Raw genomic sequence first — 13593 nt, 5'->3', positions numbered from 1 at the left:
CCGGTTCTGCTTTTCAAAATACCGCCGGACCGCATCGTCCGTATTGTCGACCAATAGCTCCTGCAGCTGCTTGCGGATCAGCCCGACGAAGGCCTGGCCGGCATCGTACAGCTCCGACGCTGCCCGGTTGATGTCGATGTTCGCCGCCTCGACTTCGGTGCTGTATTCGTCGGCCTCCTCGATGCACTTTTCCCGCTGGGCCGCCCGGTCCCCGCCGAAGTCGATCAGGCCATAGGTCAAGGCGATGACGGGGAAGGGGTACTCCCTTTCAGGTGAAGCCTCCGTGTAATCGGCCTTTCGGTTATACAAGACCATGGCTGCGGCTTCAGCGGCAGCAAGTTTCTCTTCCGCCTCGTTTAGCCGGCGCTTGGTTTCATTCAGCAGCTCGACGGCTTCCTCGTGGCCCCGCTGCTCCTCCAAAAGCTGCTCCCGCACCCTGGTGAGATCTTGCTCTGCCTGATCAGCCCGTCGTCTTTGAGTATCCATCTTTAGCTCTTCACTTCGCAGGTCGGATTCCGCCTTCTCCGCCCGGAGCCGGTGCTCCTCGACGGACTGGAAGGCCTTGTTGAAGTCTTCGACCGTCAGCTGCCATACGGCTTCTTCTTGCGTTACCGCCGGCTCTGCTGCTTCCGCGACTTCTTGATCTGGCAGCACCTCCCGTGAATATTCCTCCATAGCCAGCTCCTCCAGCTGCGGATCCTTGATACCCCACTTCTTCAGCCAGTGATTCAGCCCACTTGATACGATTCCTTGCTCTTTGGCTATGTCGTTCCGGCTCAGGCCGGTCAAACGTTTCTCCAGATACTGCTCCTTTGTAAGGTTAAACAGGGCCACAGGCTTTTGCTCCTCTCCTTCCGGGGTGTTGTTGGACTCCTCGCTTTCTTGGGTTAATGTCTGCCCAAGGATTCGCAACTTCTCCCCAATTTCACATGTCTTGCATATGGCGTACTTCTCATCCATGCTGCATCTTCTGACCTTCTTACACGGCTTACAATGCTGATCTAGGATCTGAATAATCTGTAGGCGGATCCCTCGCTGCCGCTCCTTCTCGCTTTTCACCAGAACCACCTCCCAAGAAGGATCAAACCGATCACGATGGCATAGATGTTAACGGTGCTAAGCAAGCCTCGAAACATCCCTATTCGATCATCTTCTGGCAATGGGGGCATAACCGTTCCCTCCCGTATAGCAGCTTATCGATCGAGAACTCCAGCTCTACGGTCTTCATGCCGTCCCATTCCTCCCGGATCTTCTGGGCCTTCTCCTCCACCTCGCTGACCATCTTCTTACTGATGCGTGAGTGGCAGCTCATAGCCTCCAGGACATGCTTCTGTCCGGTCTGGTACGCGTTGAAGTGGACCACGTTCATCCATTCCCAGAATTGCTGATCCGTTGCCTGCTGCATCTTCTGCCGGAACTTCCTCCGCTGGACGTCATTCATGCCGGCTCATCCTCCTTCTTTGGGGACGCTTCGGGAAAACCGACTTGTTTGGTCCACCAGGTCCCGAGGATCCCGATGAATCCGGCCAAGGCCAAAGCCATCAGGCACCAGTACATCCAATCTACCAGGACGTAGACCCCAACAACCCCGAAGGAGACCCACATACCGGTACACCAAAAGCAATTCATGATCTGCCCGATAAATCGGCTGACTGGTCCGCCCTGCAGCCTGTATTGGACCTGCAGACCTTCCGGCGAATTGTTGTAATATCGACGGACGAACAGGTTCCGGATCGGCTCGAAGACTTTGTCAAAGACAATCAAATGGGTCAGCCGGTACGCCGCCAGGAATAATACGATCAGCGTGGTCAACACAATCAGCTCCTTATTTGTTCGATTCTGGCCTTCACGGCCTGCATCAGGGCCTCCTGCCCCTCTGCCTTTCTCTCCAACGCGGCCACCGCTTCTTCGTCCATCGTGTCCTCTGCAATCAAGCGCAGGACAACGATTCGCCGGGTTTGTCCCTGCCGGTGAACCCGGGCGTTGGCTTGCTGGTCTTCTTCCAGGCTCCAGATCTGGTCATACCAGACCACCGTCTGGCAGCTGGACTCCTGCAGGTTCAATCCGTGTCCAGCGCTTTTCGGGTGAAGGAGTAAGAGGGGGATTTCATCGTTGTTCCATGCCCGAATATCCTCGTTTCCATCCTTCCCTTTTCTAAGGATCCGGGCCTGCGGGAACCGTTCCTGGACCCGAGCCAGGCTATGCTGGAAGTTGTAGAACACCATGATCGGCTTCCCTTGCGCAGCCTCGATGATATCTTCCAGAGCTCCAAGCTTGGCATCGTGGATCAGCTTTACACCTCGCTCCTCGTCATAAACGGCGCCGGACGCCATCTGCAGTAGCTTATTGGACAAGACCGCAGCCGTATTCGCCACCACGTCTGCATCTGCATAGGGGAGTAGGAGATCCCGCTCCAGCTTTTTGTACAACTCCCGGGCTTCGGCAGAAAGCTTCACTGGGATCGAACGATCTATCCGCTCCGGAAGCTCCAACCAATCTTCGGCCTTCATGCTTACTGCGATGTCCGCAATGGCTTCATAGATCCGCAGCTCTGCCTCTTTCTTTTGTTTCCAGCTGATTCGGTCATTGGTCGTCACCGGAATAAAGTACCGTTCTTTGTAATACTTCATGGTCCCGCCCAAGCGCTCTCCGCGATCCAGGAGATAAACCGGGGCCCAGAGGTCCAGTAGCCCATTCGGCGCCGGAGTTCCGGTCAGCCCAATCACCCTTCGCACCAGCGGCCGGACCCGGCGGAGAGCTCGGAACCGTTTAGAGTCCGGATTCTTAAAACTGGAGAGCTCATCGATCACCACGGTATCAAAAGGCCATTTGTTTCCAAACTCCCCCACAAGCCACTCCACGTTCTCCCGGTTAATGACATAAACGTCAGCCTGTTCCCGCAATGCCTTCCGTCTCTGGATTACACTCCCCAGCACCTTGCTAATCCGAAGGTGCCGAAGGTGGTCCCACTTCTCCACTTCCCGGGGCCAGGTATCCTCTGCCACCCGAAGCGGTGCGATAACCAGCACCCGTCTCGCGTCATAGTAATCGTTCAGCAGCAAATCGATGGCTGTTAAAGTACTGACCGTTTTGCCCAGGCCCATCTCCAGGAAAAGCCCGATGTAAGGCGTATCCAGGATCCGCTGCGTAGCGTACTCCTGGTATTTGTGCGGTGCGTATCTCACCCAGAAGTCAGCCCCTCCACATAGGCCTTCGCCTCTTCTTTCGACCGGACAATATCCACTTGAAAGCCTCGGGCTTGCAACTCATCATGCCGCTTCAGCTGCAGCGGGGTAGGTTTGCCGCCCGGTGCTTTCAGCTCCACAAAGCAGGCAGGCATCCCAGGCATCAAAACGATGCGGTCTGGCACCCCGGACATACCGGGGGAGACAAATTTCCAACAAAGGCCTCCGGCGGCCTTCACTGCTTTAACCAATGTGTTCTCGATATCCCGCTCTCTCACTCAGTACACCTCCGGTGTTGTTGTTGCGCGCGCGTACGTGTATGCGCTCAAATGCGCGTTTGCATAGGCGCGTCCATATATTAACAACTAATAATCTAATGCTATTTATCATTTATCTTTAATAGGACATTTACGGCAACATTAGCAACAAAGTGGCTTCAATCCTTGGTACTACTGAGTTTTCGGTGTTGCCGATAACCTCGAATTTTCGGAAACATCATCAGCAACGTCAGAAACAACAATGTTGCCGATGTTGCTGATGGGGTTGCCGGATTTTGTATTACTATGGCAACAGGCGTTCATACACTTTTTGAACCCCGTATCCTGGTATGCGGGCCTTCCCTTTCCGCTCTCTCCACCCCGGCATGCGTTGCATGATCTCGGCGATCTCCCGGGCTTCCCAGGGGCGGATAGCGCCCGCTTTGTTATGGAGGCACTCCACCCAGATCTGGGAGGCGCATACTCTCGTCCGGAGTTCATTGGTCGGTTTCCCCATTTCATCCTCAATCGCTGTCTCCAACCATTCTTGGATGAGACCTGCGCGGGGATCCTCTTCCATATGCAGGCCCTGGATTTGGCCGGCGTCACGATCCACCTCCGGAGACAGGATCAGTGTTTCACCTGCTCGATAGACCTCTAAGACTTCTGCCCAAACCTGGCCGATCTCGTACTCCGTCAGATCCACAAAGACGTTCTTGGTCCTCTTGGCGGGGTCAATGGTCACCGGCCAGAAGCGCCGATTCCCTGTGGGGTCCTTCAAAAAATTCCAGTTGTTTGTGGTCCCGAAGAATACGCACTTCCGCGGGAAGTCCGTGATTACCCGGTCATAGGCTACCCGGTACTTATCGCTGCGCTTGGTGATGAACTGCTTTATCTCATCGACTTCTGCCTTGGTCATGCCCGCCAGTTCACCAAATTCGAAGATCCAGGCCGATTGAAGGTGTTCCCCCGCTTCCTTGGTGTCAAAGGTCTTCAGGGAGTCAGAAAACCAGTGCTGCGCCAACATTTGGATGATCGTGCTCTTGCAAGCGCCCTGCGGACCAACTAGCACCAGCATGTAATCGAATTTGCAACCCGGTTGATAGAGGCGTTTCACAGCAGCCACCAGCATCTTACGCGTCACCTCATGGACATATGGGGTATCCGCTGCTCCCAGGTATTCCGTGAAAAGACGGTCCACCCGGGGTCGCCCGTCCCACCTCTGGGCCTCTAGATATTCGATGATCGGGTGAAACCGGTTGTTATGGGCCACTTCGGTAAACGCATTTTGAATCGTGGCCGCCGACTTGATTTCGTAATTTTTCCCGAACCAGTGAAGTAGACGCTTATCGTCCGCCGCCAGCCACGGTTCATAGTCCTCATGAGCCCGCTCCCGGGGCCGCCACGGTAGATCCCGGCGGATGACCTCCGTATTCCCGAAGGCATCGTAAGCCAAGGCCCCCCGCCACACCCCATTCGATAAGATCAGCTCCACGTTCTTTGCCGTCGGCAGCGGAAACCCGCTCTTGTCGCTGACCTTAAGGAGCCCCACCCAGTCGTCTGAGTCTTCCGGATCCGCGTCGCCCCTGTCATCCTCCCCATCCGGGGCGAACTCCTCGGACAGTTCAGACAGACGTTCCCGTTTCACCTTCGGCTGCTGTGTGGCGAAAGCCAGCATGGCCGTGTAGCTCGGTAGCTTATCGATGTTGGTCTTCTCGCTGGCTCTGTCGTCCAGTCTGCCGAACTTATGGAGTCGGACCAGGTCGAAGGCGTTGACCTCCCGCCCCCCGCACGGATCGCTTTCGTGATGGCTGTAGGCAAACGTATCGTCATCGTATACCACCAAGCCACCGAAACTGCTGGAGCCCACATGAGTGTACCGAGAAAGGTTATCGTCCACCGGCGTGTAGATGTCCGGCAGGAATTCGGCGATAGCCTCGCTGATGGTATAGCACCGGCAGAACGCCCCTACCACCCCGCGTTTTCCCCGCGGGTCCTCCATGCGCTTGCTCGTCTGGCGCTGCGGCTTGTCATCCGCGTGCCGGGGCCATTGCAGGGGATCCCGCCAATCGTCGTATTCTGCAAGCAGAGCATCCACGGAGACAGGGTCGCCTTCATAGACCTCCACCGCCGGATCCGGAGCATCCTTGCTGCAGCTGGGGAAGTACATCAACCGCTGCACCTCGAATGTGGTCTTGTCGAAATAGTCCATGCCGATCTGCTCAGCCAGCTTCCGGCTGACGGCAGCGTATTCGTCGGGGTTCATAGACCGGTCCGGGAGGACAATCAGGCGGTATTTTGGCTTCTTCGGACGGTGGGAGTGCGTCGGGTAGATCGCGTAAGCCGCCCCGCCTAAGACCAGCTCCGTGGCGAAGTGGAAGCCGTCGTCTGCGTGGTCCACATCCAAGGTAATCAGGCTCCGGGTGTCCACGTTCTCCTTCTTCCGGCGGCCGCTCCGGATCAGGCCGCCGACGAAGGCCGGGCCATCCTTCACCTTGTGCCGGCCCAGGTTATCCATGGCATCGTACTGGGCCATGGTCTCCGCCGTCCGCCGGAACTTCCGGAGCCGGTCGATGAATTCATCCCAGGTCAGGTATTCCGGTTTCCAGTTGGTGTCGGCACGGTGCTTGCCGAAGCTGATGTCTAGTTCATGCATCCGATGCCACATCCTTAATTACGTCTTGAGTTTCTTGCCGAAGAGGAGTGCTGCCCAGTCTCCCTCCCGTTCCCGAAGCTTCTTCGCCCCGAGCTGACCCATCTCCTGACGGGCCATAAGCGGGCGCGTCGCGGCTTCCTCCAGGGACATTCCCTTCTTGATCCGGAGGCGCAACGTCGCACGTTGGATCCCGTTCTGCTCGGCCAGATCCATGCACCAGCGGGGAATCTTACGGACCTTCTCCGTTGCCCGAAGAGCGTGTTGCCGTATCTCCTCCGGAGTAGGAAGCGGCTTGGTCGCCGCGTCCTCGTCGCTCCAGCCACGCCGGATCCGGGAGTGGAAGGCAGCAAACGAGATCCCGTTCTCCTCGGCCTTACGGCGCCAGTATGTGCGGCCCTTATCAAGATGCCGGATGGGTGTCGTCATGGCCCGCTTCTTGGACCACCCGAGCTCCCGGATCCGACGATCCAGGGTCTGACCATCAACGCCTATTGCGGCAGCCTGAGCGTACTCCTCTGGCGCCACGTAGAAATCATAAGGGTTCATTCAGGCTCAACCTCCTCCGGATCCTCTCGATGGGAGGATTCCGCGCATTCCTGTATCTGTAGCATCAGGTCTCGTTCCCGCTCAAGGAATTCCTGGACTCTCATCTTCATCAGTCCTTCTGATAAAAGTCGCATTCAAAGCCGGCTGCCTTCAGGGGCAACCCCGGCGCCCAGTTGATCTCTCGGCCCATGACCTCCGTGACATGCTCCACGGAGCCAAAGTCATTCGGCACATCCAGCACCACCTCGTCATGGACGTGCATCACCGTCTGGTACCCCTCGTCCGCGAGCCGGACCAGGCTCTCGGCCAGACAATCCCGGGCGATGGCCTGCACCAGATTCTCCACGAGCCGGCCGCCATAGGTCCGGTGGGACATCCACTTCTTCTTCACTTGATCCATCCCGTCGAACACGAGGCCGTCCTTATCAAAGTTCGGGTCAGGCTTAATCCGGGGATTCACGTAGCAGAGGCTGCGCCCGCTGGGAAGGTCAGCGAAGAGGTAACCTGGCACGTAACGGTACTGGACGCCGTGCTTCAGCTTGACGGTCGTCTTCTCCCGGACGGCTTCCACTGCGGCCTCCTCGGTGGCATACCAGAGCTTCACGATGTTCGGGTTGGCGTTTCGCCACTGCTTCACGAGCAGTGGCAGCTCTTCCTCCGCGATCCCGCCCTTCAAAGCCCCCATGGCTATCAGCGCATTGGGGCCGCCTTGGTATCCGCAGGCCAGTGTGGCCACTTTCCCCTTTGCCCGCAGCTCGTATTCTGGGTTTCCCTTCTTAATAAGCTCGAGCTGCACCTTGAACATTTGAGCAGCGGTGGCTTCGTAGATCTTGCCGTGACCGCGGAATACGTCCAGTACCCACTTCTCATCAGCCAGCCAAGCGATGACCCGGGCCTCGATGGCCGAGAAGTCCGAGACGATGAATCGGCTATTCTCCGAGGGGATGAATGCCGTTCGGATCAGTTGACTTAGCACGAACGGCGGCGGACCGAAGAACATCTCCAGCAACTCGAAGTCCCCGCTCAGGAGCATATCCCGCGCCAATGCCAGATCCTCAATCTTGTTCTGGGGCAGGTTCTGCACCTGGATGAGCCGACCGGCCCACCGCCAAGTCCGGTTGGCGCCGCAGAACTGCAGCAACCCCCGGGCCCGCCCATCCGCGCACATGGACCTCTCCATGGCATGGTACTTGTCGACGCTGGTCTTGCTGAGCTCCTGCCGCAATCCCAGCACCCGGCGGGTCTCTTCATCCGGAGCAGCGTCCAGCAGCACTGGCATATACTCCTTTGACAGGCCGTCGGGAGTCTCCAGCCCTCGCTCCGCCAACCACCCCTTTAACTGCGGCAGGCTATTCGGGTTATCCAGCCCTGTGATCTCCTTGGCCTCGGTGAGCAGCCGCTCCTCGTATTGCGCGTCGCAGGCGATGGCCTGCTGCACCAGGGAGGGATCCAATCGGGTCCCCCGGTCATTGATCTCTTGATCGATGGCCCAAAGGCGCCACTCATGAGCCGGTACCGGGAAGCGTTCCAGCCTCCGGCCGATCTCACGCTCCACCACGACGTCTTGCCGGTTATAGTCGATGTATTCCTGCCACTTCTCCGGGTCGTGATGCGGGAAGTTGCGGATCCGCTGGCCGTTGGACTTTGTCGGCTTGCAAGGGACAGAGAAGTACTTGATCAGGGCCTTACCCCGGGCATCCTTCTTCACGTCCAGCCCCAGCACCTCGGCCACGCCCTCCAGATATCCCGGGAGCCCCAGCGTCAGGGCCCACACGGCGGTACATCGCCATTGCTTCGGGTCGCTGTTAATTTTGTAGTACTTCGAGATGGCCGTGCGCTCGAACGCGGCGTTGAAGGCTGCCTTGACGACCGCCGGATTTTCAAGGTCCTCCATGACTTTTTGCGGGATCTCCTCATAGGAGGTCAGGTCCACCACTTGCACCGGCTCGTCGTCGTAGGCATAAGCGAAGAGCAGGATCTCGAAGTCAGGGGATTCGACGTATCGATGAACACCGGATGTCTTCAGATCGACGGAGGAGAAGGTCTCGAGGTCAATTCTTAGGATGGTCATTACTTTTTGTACCTCCCGAAGGAGAAGGGGACCCCGCTTTTATGCTGATCCCCCGCTGCCTTAGTTCATGTAATCCTCTTCCTCGTCTTCTACATCGAAGTCCTCGCCGGCGAAGTCCTCGTTCACGCTAGATTTACCAGCAAGGGATTCGCCGTCCTGGACCTTGACGATGTTATTCAGCCCGACGCCGATCCCCTTGCTCTTGTTGTCATACAAATAAAAGTTGATACTCACCTTGGCGTAGCAGCCGCTGTAAACCTCCGTGGTGTCGGTGATCTCCTGGAACTTCGGTGAGCCATCGGGGTTCTTGCCGATCGGTTTGGCGATGCCCGGCTTAGAGTTTGCGTAGGCGTTCAGGTAATAGTGGCTGGCATAATTCGGGTCGTCTGGCTTATCCTCGTCACCGTCGTGAAGCGGAAGTTTGAAATTCCCGGGAAGCTTTCCCTTGTTCTTATTCATGGCCTCGGCCTTCAGAGCATCGACGATATCCTTGACCTTCTTCAGAGTGGCCTTGTCAGACTTTGGGATCAGCAGGGCGCAACTATACTTGAGCTGTCCCTGATCGTTTTCTTTCGGCTCCCAGATATTTGCGTAAGAAAGCCGTACCTTGCCGGTTACCATTTTGGTGTTCAGTTCTGCCATGCCGTGATTCGCTCCTCTACGTAATTAGTAATAGTCCAAGCTCTTGTAATAGGGGATCATCCGATTCTTTTGAAGGGACAAATATTTGTTCTGGACCACGCGCTCCGGTCGACCAAGGGCGTAGGACATAGACCTTCGACCATCGTGTTTGTAGAATTTAACCAGATAACAAAGCTCCTCCTCGGTGAACCTCTTCCCGCTATTTTCATGAAAATCAGGGTGATATTTCATCCGACCCACTTCGTCGTATTGGATTCCGTCGGGATCGGGAAGCTTTACTTTAACTGTCCGTCCCATAGCGGTCCCCTCTCGAGTTTAGATGTCCGAGAAATCCTCCCCGGCAAAATCATTGGCGACGCTGTTCAGTTCCGGCCGGTTGTCGGATTCCGGAACCAGCACAGGCTTCGCTGGGGGCTTCAAGATCAGGTCGCCGATCAGCCCGACCAACTCCTTCTTCCCGACCCGTTTCTCCAGTTCCCCAATGCCGAGCAGCTCCTGGGGCTTCAGGTATTTCTCCTCGGGGATCTCCGCAACCGCGAAGGCCGTCTTGGCAGCCTCCTTATCCGTGATGGTCCGGTTGCTCCGACCCTCGACCAGCTTCCACTGCGGGATCTTGACTCCGCGCTTGGCCTGCTCGAACGCATGCTCCTCCACATCACCCGCCCAGGACTTCAGCTGCTGGGCGATGTACAAAATGGAGCCGATCTCTTCCGGAGTAAGAAGGGCCGGATCCCTGAACTCATAAGCAATGGCCTGCAGGTTGGCGTCCGCCCTGGCCCGGCAGTTTCCCTTGATCTTGCACCACCGGCAGTGGTCACCGCATTTGAACTCCCCTTCCCCGGCGTTGGCCTGCGCGGCCGCCGGCTTCACCACCGACTCAGCCCATTCCAGAAGCTCCGTAACCGTCATGCGGTCCGTGGATACACTATCCAACCGCGGCTGCACGATGGTCATGCGGATCTCGTCGATATTATAGAGATAGTTGTAGATGCTCCAGGCGCCGAGCCCGTAAAGTCGGAGTTGCGCATTCTTAGCGGCGCTCACCGGAACGCCTTTACCATACTTCAGGTCGATGACTTCGAGGACACCGTCGGCGATAATCACGACATCTCCGGTACCATACCCATCGGGGACCCATTCGGAGAAGTCGAGACGTTCCTCCAACAGGATAACCGCATCCTCGGAACGTGACCGGGCCTCCATGAAACGCTCCTCTACGAGCTCCGCATATTCCTGGATGTCGTTCTCCATCTCGGCACTATAGTTCGAATCCTCGTGGACCTTTGCCAATATTTCATCCAACCGCTTACGCTCCTTGGAATCGCAAGGGAGCACCCGTCGGCGCAGTTTATTCTCGCCCAGTTCGTGGGCCAAGGTTCCCTCATCGGCGTATTTGCTCCGTTTCTCCGGGATGCCCTCCTGCAGGCGGGCACTCGGTGGGCAGCTAATCCATTGGCTGGCCTTGGAGGCTCCCAATAGGGCATGCGCACGCTCCGTGTGTCCGGCTTGAGTCATAAGCTCTCGAGCTCCTTCATGAAGGCAGCCCGCTTGTTCTCCGGCACCTCACTGATCGACTTACTCTCGAACTTCTGCAGAAGAGCCTTCACTTTCTCCCTATCACGCCCCTGCGCCGCCGCCCTGAGCTCCACCACCGTAGGGATCGGGCCCTCTTCTTCCTCCGTGTCCTCCCCCGGGAGGTCCCTATCGAGTTGCTCGTTCATTTCTGCATTCGTGAGTTGCCGTTCTTCTGCCGGCTCCGGCTCGAGTTTCGCTTGCTCCTGATTCTTCCGGGATTGGCGTTCCTGCTTCGGGGTAGCCGGAGTAGCTTTCGATTCAGGGGTGGCTACGGATCCGTTCAATCCGGCAGCCAGAACAGCCAGCTCCTTGATGGCTTCAGCGGCATTCTCGCCGTTGATCTGGATTTGTACAGGCATGGTAATGACCTCCTATATAATGTAAGAGCTAATTAGTGCGGACCTTTCGATAGATCGCCAGACATCACCCCCTTTCACAGCTGTGAACAGTGCAGCTCCCGCCTTCGCCATTCTAACGGGTAAATGATCTTGTCTTCCCTGGCTTCCGCCACCGTCTTCCCCAGGCCGTCCATAAGCAGGACAACCGGGAAGAGCCGCTTCTGAAGGCGAATGTAATCCCATGCGCGCCACTCCTCCAGGAGAACCGGCGGGGCTGCGGGCCGCCCTCGGCTATTCAGACATTGGGCCTTCAGCATTCCTTCATTTCTGCCTTACAGCCGCCGCAGACGAGCTTCTCCTTAAAGTAGGTGACGTTGTCGGCGTTCCCGCAAAAGATACACGACGGATGGTATAACTTCAGCATGATGCCTTGGTCCGTGACGAAGATTTCCAGCGGATCCTTCTCGCCGATCCCCATAGTGCGGCGCAGCTCCATCGGAATGACCACCCGGCCGAGGGGGTCAACTTGCCTTACAATTCCCGTTGCTTTGATCATGTCTTTGATCTCCTTCTGCCCCATGCTATAATGGAGCTATCGATTATTTTTCCTTGCTGCAGCTCTCCGGGCTCCTACCCCGCGAAGGGCTGTTTTGCTTTCCGTGAACCGGAAATGGAATCACAACTCCGGTCCGATGACGGCCCGCCTCCTCGATCTCACGGTCCAGCTCCTCGATCTGGGCCAGAATACCGAAGGCCCATAGGTCGTCATGCTGGTCCTTCTGGATGCAGTAAAGGCTCGCCAGTTCCTTACGTCGTCTGACCATTGCCACCTGTAGATTCATGCCTTTGCTCCTCACCTCCCTTCCCGGCGCCTAGCGCCTCAAGCGCCAACTCGATATGCTCCCGGGCCAGCCCGACGGCCATCAGCTCATCGGTCTGCTGATCCTGGACGGAGAGGTACAGGAGAGCCGTCTCTGCCTTCTCCTCTGCCAGCTTTAGCGCTGTGATTAGGGCTCCGATCCGACGGCGGTCATGCTTATTCATCGTGATCAACCCGCTCCAGTACCGCTCGTTCCAGCGCCTGCGCCGCAGCGACAAGTTCTTCCGGCGGGAAGGCTTCATTCAAGAGATCCCGGAGCTGGAGCAGATCCGATCTCCCGGAGATCCGGACCATCCGGGGCGGGATATAGACGCCATCGAAGCCATCCTCCTCGTACAGCTTCATTACATTGGCCACCGTATCCAAGACCGCTATGGCCCCGCCTTTTAATACCACGGATTTCGGTTTCATGGTTTTCCCCTCGCTTCAATGAGATTCTTGCTTACGGCTGCCGGACCAAACGGCCCAGGCTACCGTCCCCAGCACGTTTAGGAACAGCAGGGCGCCGAGCGTTTGCCACGCCGGATGCATGATCAGATCCGTCATGAGTTGGTGCTCCTTCCCACCAGATCATCAAGCGACACATCGAAGTAGTTGGCCAGCTTAATTAGGGTTCTGATGTCCGGCTCCCGTCGGTTCAGCTCGTAATGGCTAATGGCAGCACGGTCGATGCCGACCCGGTCGGCCAGCTTACGTTGCGACAACTTCATGGCGTGACGATGCCGCTGCAGATTATGACCCAGCAAACCGCTCATGCCATCCTCGCCTCCATCGCATCCAGCTGCTCGCAAACCTCCATTTGCCACTCCATGTCACCAAGGCAATGCGTTAGGTAAGCCAACTCCTTCAGGCCGTCAACTTCCAGTACCAGCTTGGCGTTAACGTGCATGCAGTGGTTGAGCTCCATCTGCTCCATGGTGGTAAGCATGTGGTATCCACCGCGCTTCTTGGCCGCCAGCTGCAGTTCCGCCATCCGGCGGTGTACAGGGTGGATCGCTATTGCCATAACGACCACCACCCCATCGCTGCGAGTGCCCCGATCAGCACAACACCCCAGGCCGCTGCATTCGAACACTCAGCCTGCTTGATCTCCACCGTCTGTACCGGCTCCACTTCCTTGCCGTTGATCTTGATCCGCATTTCCCTTCACCCTTTCTATCGCATTGAGAACGGAATTGCATAACCGAATTGCACCTTCAAATTCCGGCTTTGTGAGCTCATCGAGATTGGGCTTATTAAATACAGCAGATACTAGTTCGAATAATTTCAGGATCGCTTGCTCGTGTCTTTCGCCACCCAGGGCTTTCATCCGGCTAAGGTATACGTTCCGAATTTCTTGGTAATAATTCATAATGACAGGACCTCCGCGTTACCTGAGATAAACCACAGTTAACTTGTAGTTATCATGCAGGCATGGCAAATAAAACTGCAGGTTGAATGCAA

Annotated in this window: 19 protein-coding genes; all 19 read right to left on the bottom strand. The window is 56.8% G+C overall.

Annotated features, from left to right (window positions below; all coding sequences use genetic code 11):
* Nucleotides 1-834 (bottom strand): hypothetical protein (locus tag ACSEXW_RS27470; RefSeq protein WP_438449376.1); only part of this gene is annotated, 834 nt, incomplete at its 3' end.
* Nucleotides 835-1138: 304 nt separating this feature from the next.
* A complete protein-coding gene (locus ACSEXW_RS27465) occupies nt 1139-1441 on the bottom strand; it encodes a hypothetical protein (protein ID WP_438449375.1) in 303 nt (100 codons plus the stop codon).
* Entirely contained in the window at nt 1438-1812 is a 375-nt protein-coding gene (locus ACSEXW_RS27460; protein ID WP_438449374.1) for a DUF1360 domain-containing protein, read from the bottom strand. Before ACSEXW_RS27460 ends, ACSEXW_RS27465 begins: the two co-directional genes overlap by 4 nt.
* Before the next feature lie 5 nt (nt 1813-1817).
* Entirely contained in the window at nt 1818-3185 is a 1368-nt protein-coding gene (locus tag ACSEXW_RS27455) for an SNF2-related protein (RefSeq protein ID WP_438449373.1), read from the bottom strand.
* The gene (locus ACSEXW_RS27450) at nt 3182-3463 is read right to left on the bottom strand and encodes a VRR-NUC domain-containing protein (RefSeq protein ID WP_438449372.1); all 282 of its coding nucleotides are present in this window, start codon (nt 3461-3463) and stop codon (nt 3182-3184) included. Before ACSEXW_RS27450 ends, ACSEXW_RS27455 begins: the two co-directional genes overlap by 4 nt.
* A gap of 283 nt (nt 3464-3746) precedes the next feature.
* Nucleotides 3747-6098, bottom strand: a complete 2352-nt coding sequence (locus ACSEXW_RS27445) for a virulence-associated E family protein (RefSeq protein ID WP_438449371.1) — start codon at nt 6096-6098, stop codon at nt 3747-3749.
* 18 nt (nt 6099-6116) lie between these two features.
* Nucleotides 6117-6644 (bottom strand): hypothetical protein, encoded by a 528-nt coding sequence (locus tag ACSEXW_RS27440; protein ID WP_438449370.1) that lies wholly within the window; start codon nt 6642-6644, stop codon nt 6117-6119.
* A gap of 109 nt (nt 6645-6753) precedes the next feature.
* Nucleotides 6754-8715, bottom strand: a complete 1962-nt coding sequence (locus tag ACSEXW_RS27435) for a DNA polymerase (protein WP_438449369.1) — start codon at nt 8713-8715, stop codon at nt 6754-6756.
* Between the two features lie 60 nt (nt 8716-8775).
* Entirely contained in the window at nt 8776-9357 is a 582-nt protein-coding gene (locus ACSEXW_RS27430; RefSeq protein ID WP_438449368.1) for a DUF2815 family protein, read from the bottom strand.
* A gap of 315 nt (nt 9358-9672) precedes the next feature.
* On the bottom strand, nt 9673-10872 hold the full coding sequence (locus tag ACSEXW_RS27425) for a DUF2800 domain-containing protein (protein ID WP_438449367.1): 1200 nt from the start codon (nt 10870-10872) through the stop codon (nt 9673-9675).
* Complete coding sequence (locus ACSEXW_RS27420) at nt 10869-11291, bottom strand: hypothetical protein (protein ID WP_438449366.1); 423 nt, start codon at nt 11289-11291, stop codon at nt 10869-10871. The genes ACSEXW_RS27425 and ACSEXW_RS27420 overlap by 4 nt, the downstream gene beginning before the upstream one ends.
* Nucleotides 11292-11365: 74 nt before the next feature.
* Nucleotides 11366-11587, bottom strand: a complete 222-nt coding sequence (locus tag ACSEXW_RS27415; RefSeq protein ID WP_438449365.1) for a hypothetical protein — start codon at nt 11585-11587, stop codon at nt 11366-11368.
* Nucleotides 11581-11826: an AbrB/MazE/SpoVT family DNA-binding domain-containing protein gene (locus ACSEXW_RS27410; protein WP_438449364.1), complete on the bottom strand. Its 246-nt coding sequence runs from the start codon at nt 11824-11826 to the stop codon at nt 11581-11583. Before ACSEXW_RS27410 ends, ACSEXW_RS27415 begins: the two co-directional genes overlap by 7 nt.
* A 43-nt stretch (nt 11827-11869) precedes the next feature.
* On the bottom strand, nt 11870-12112 hold the full coding sequence (locus ACSEXW_RS27405; RefSeq protein ID WP_438449363.1) for a hypothetical protein: 243 nt from the start codon (nt 12110-12112) through the stop codon (nt 11870-11872).
* Nucleotides 12078-12314, bottom strand: a complete 237-nt coding sequence (locus tag ACSEXW_RS27400) for a hypothetical protein (protein ID WP_438449362.1) — start codon at nt 12312-12314, stop codon at nt 12078-12080. Before ACSEXW_RS27400 ends, ACSEXW_RS27405 begins: the two co-directional genes overlap by 35 nt.
* The gene (locus ACSEXW_RS27395; protein WP_438449361.1) at nt 12307-12561 is read right to left on the bottom strand and encodes a hypothetical protein; all 255 of its coding nucleotides are present in this window, start codon (nt 12559-12561) and stop codon (nt 12307-12309) included. Before ACSEXW_RS27395 ends, ACSEXW_RS27400 begins: the two co-directional genes overlap by 8 nt.
* Before the next feature lie 131 nt (nt 12562-12692).
* On the bottom strand, nt 12693-12905 hold the full coding sequence (locus ACSEXW_RS27390) for a helix-turn-helix domain-containing protein (RefSeq protein ID WP_438449360.1): 213 nt from the start codon (nt 12903-12905) through the stop codon (nt 12693-12695).
* Nucleotides 12902-13156, bottom strand: coding sequence for a DUF7667 family protein (locus tag ACSEXW_RS27385; RefSeq protein ID WP_438449359.1), 255 nt, complete (start codon nt 13154-13156; stop codon nt 12902-12904). The genes ACSEXW_RS27390 and ACSEXW_RS27385 overlap by 4 nt, the downstream gene beginning before the upstream one ends.
* Nucleotides 13157-13225: 69 nt before the next feature.
* Nucleotides 13226-13501 carry a hypothetical protein gene (locus ACSEXW_RS27380; RefSeq protein ID WP_438449358.1) on the bottom strand — a complete coding sequence of 92 codons (276 nt, stop codon included), beginning with the start codon at nt 13499-13501 and terminating at the stop codon, nt 13226-13228.
* Between the last annotated feature and the right edge of the window lie 92 nt (nt 13502-13593).

Source organism: Oryzibacillus soli, from assembly GCF_051594765.1.
Lineage (GTDB): Bacteria > Bacillota > Bacilli > Paenibacillales > NBRC-103111 > Paenibacillus_AR.
This window is presented reverse-complemented; position numbering and strand designations above follow the sequence as displayed.

Excerpts from the sequence above, each read along its gene's own strand:
- ACSEXW_RS27465 (WP_438449375.1), bottom strand. The coding sequence starts at position 1,441 with ATGAATGACGTCCAGCGGAGGAAGTTCCGGCAGAAGATGCAGCAGGCA.
- ACSEXW_RS27445 (WP_438449371.1), bottom strand. The coding sequence starts at position 6,098 with ATGCATGAACTAGACATCAGCTTCGGCAAGCACCGTGCCGACACCAAC.
- ACSEXW_RS27440 (WP_438449370.1), bottom strand. The coding sequence starts at position 6,644 with ATGAACCCTTATGATTTCTACGTGGCGCCAGAGGAGTACGCTCAGGCT.
- ACSEXW_RS27435 (WP_438449369.1), bottom strand. The coding sequence starts at position 8,715 with ATGACCATCCTAAGAATTGACCTCGAGACCTTCTCCTCCGTCGATCTG.
- ACSEXW_RS27430 (WP_438449368.1), bottom strand. The coding sequence starts at position 9,357 with ATGGCAGAACTGAACACCAAAATGGTAACCGGCAAGGTACGGCTTTCT.
- ACSEXW_RS27425 (WP_438449367.1), bottom strand. The coding sequence starts at position 10,872 with ATGACTCAAGCCGGACACACGGAGCGTGCGCATGCCCTATTGGGAGCC.
- ACSEXW_RS27420 (WP_438449366.1), bottom strand. The coding sequence starts at position 11,291 with ATGCCTGTACAAATCCAGATCAACGGCGAGAATGCCGCTGAAGCCATC.
- ACSEXW_RS27415 (WP_438449365.1), bottom strand. The coding sequence starts at position 11,587 with ATGCTGAAGGCCCAATGTCTGAATAGCCGAGGGCGGCCCGCAGCCCCG.
- ACSEXW_RS27410 (WP_438449364.1), bottom strand. The coding sequence starts at position 11,826 with ATGATCAAAGCAACGGGAATTGTAAGGCAAGTTGACCCCCTCGGCCGG.
- ACSEXW_RS27405 (WP_438449363.1), bottom strand. The coding sequence starts at position 12,112 with ATGAATCTACAGGTGGCAATGGTCAGACGACGTAAGGAACTGGCGAGC.
- ACSEXW_RS27400 (WP_438449362.1), bottom strand. The coding sequence starts at position 12,314 with ATGAATAAGCATGACCGCCGTCGGATCGGAGCCCTAATCACAGCGCTA.
- ACSEXW_RS27395 (WP_438449361.1), bottom strand. The coding sequence starts at position 12,561 with ATGAAACCGAAATCCGTGGTATTAAAAGGCGGGGCCATAGCGGTCTTG.
- ACSEXW_RS27390 (WP_438449360.1), bottom strand. The coding sequence starts at position 12,905 with ATGAGCGGTTTGCTGGGTCATAATCTGCAGCGGCATCGTCACGCCATG.
- ACSEXW_RS27385 (WP_438449359.1), bottom strand. The coding sequence starts at position 13,156 with ATGGCAATAGCGATCCACCCTGTACACCGCCGGATGGCGGAACTGCAG.
- ACSEXW_RS27380 (WP_438449358.1), bottom strand. The coding sequence starts at position 13,501 with ATGAATTATTACCAAGAAATTCGGAACGTATACCTTAGCCGGATGAAA.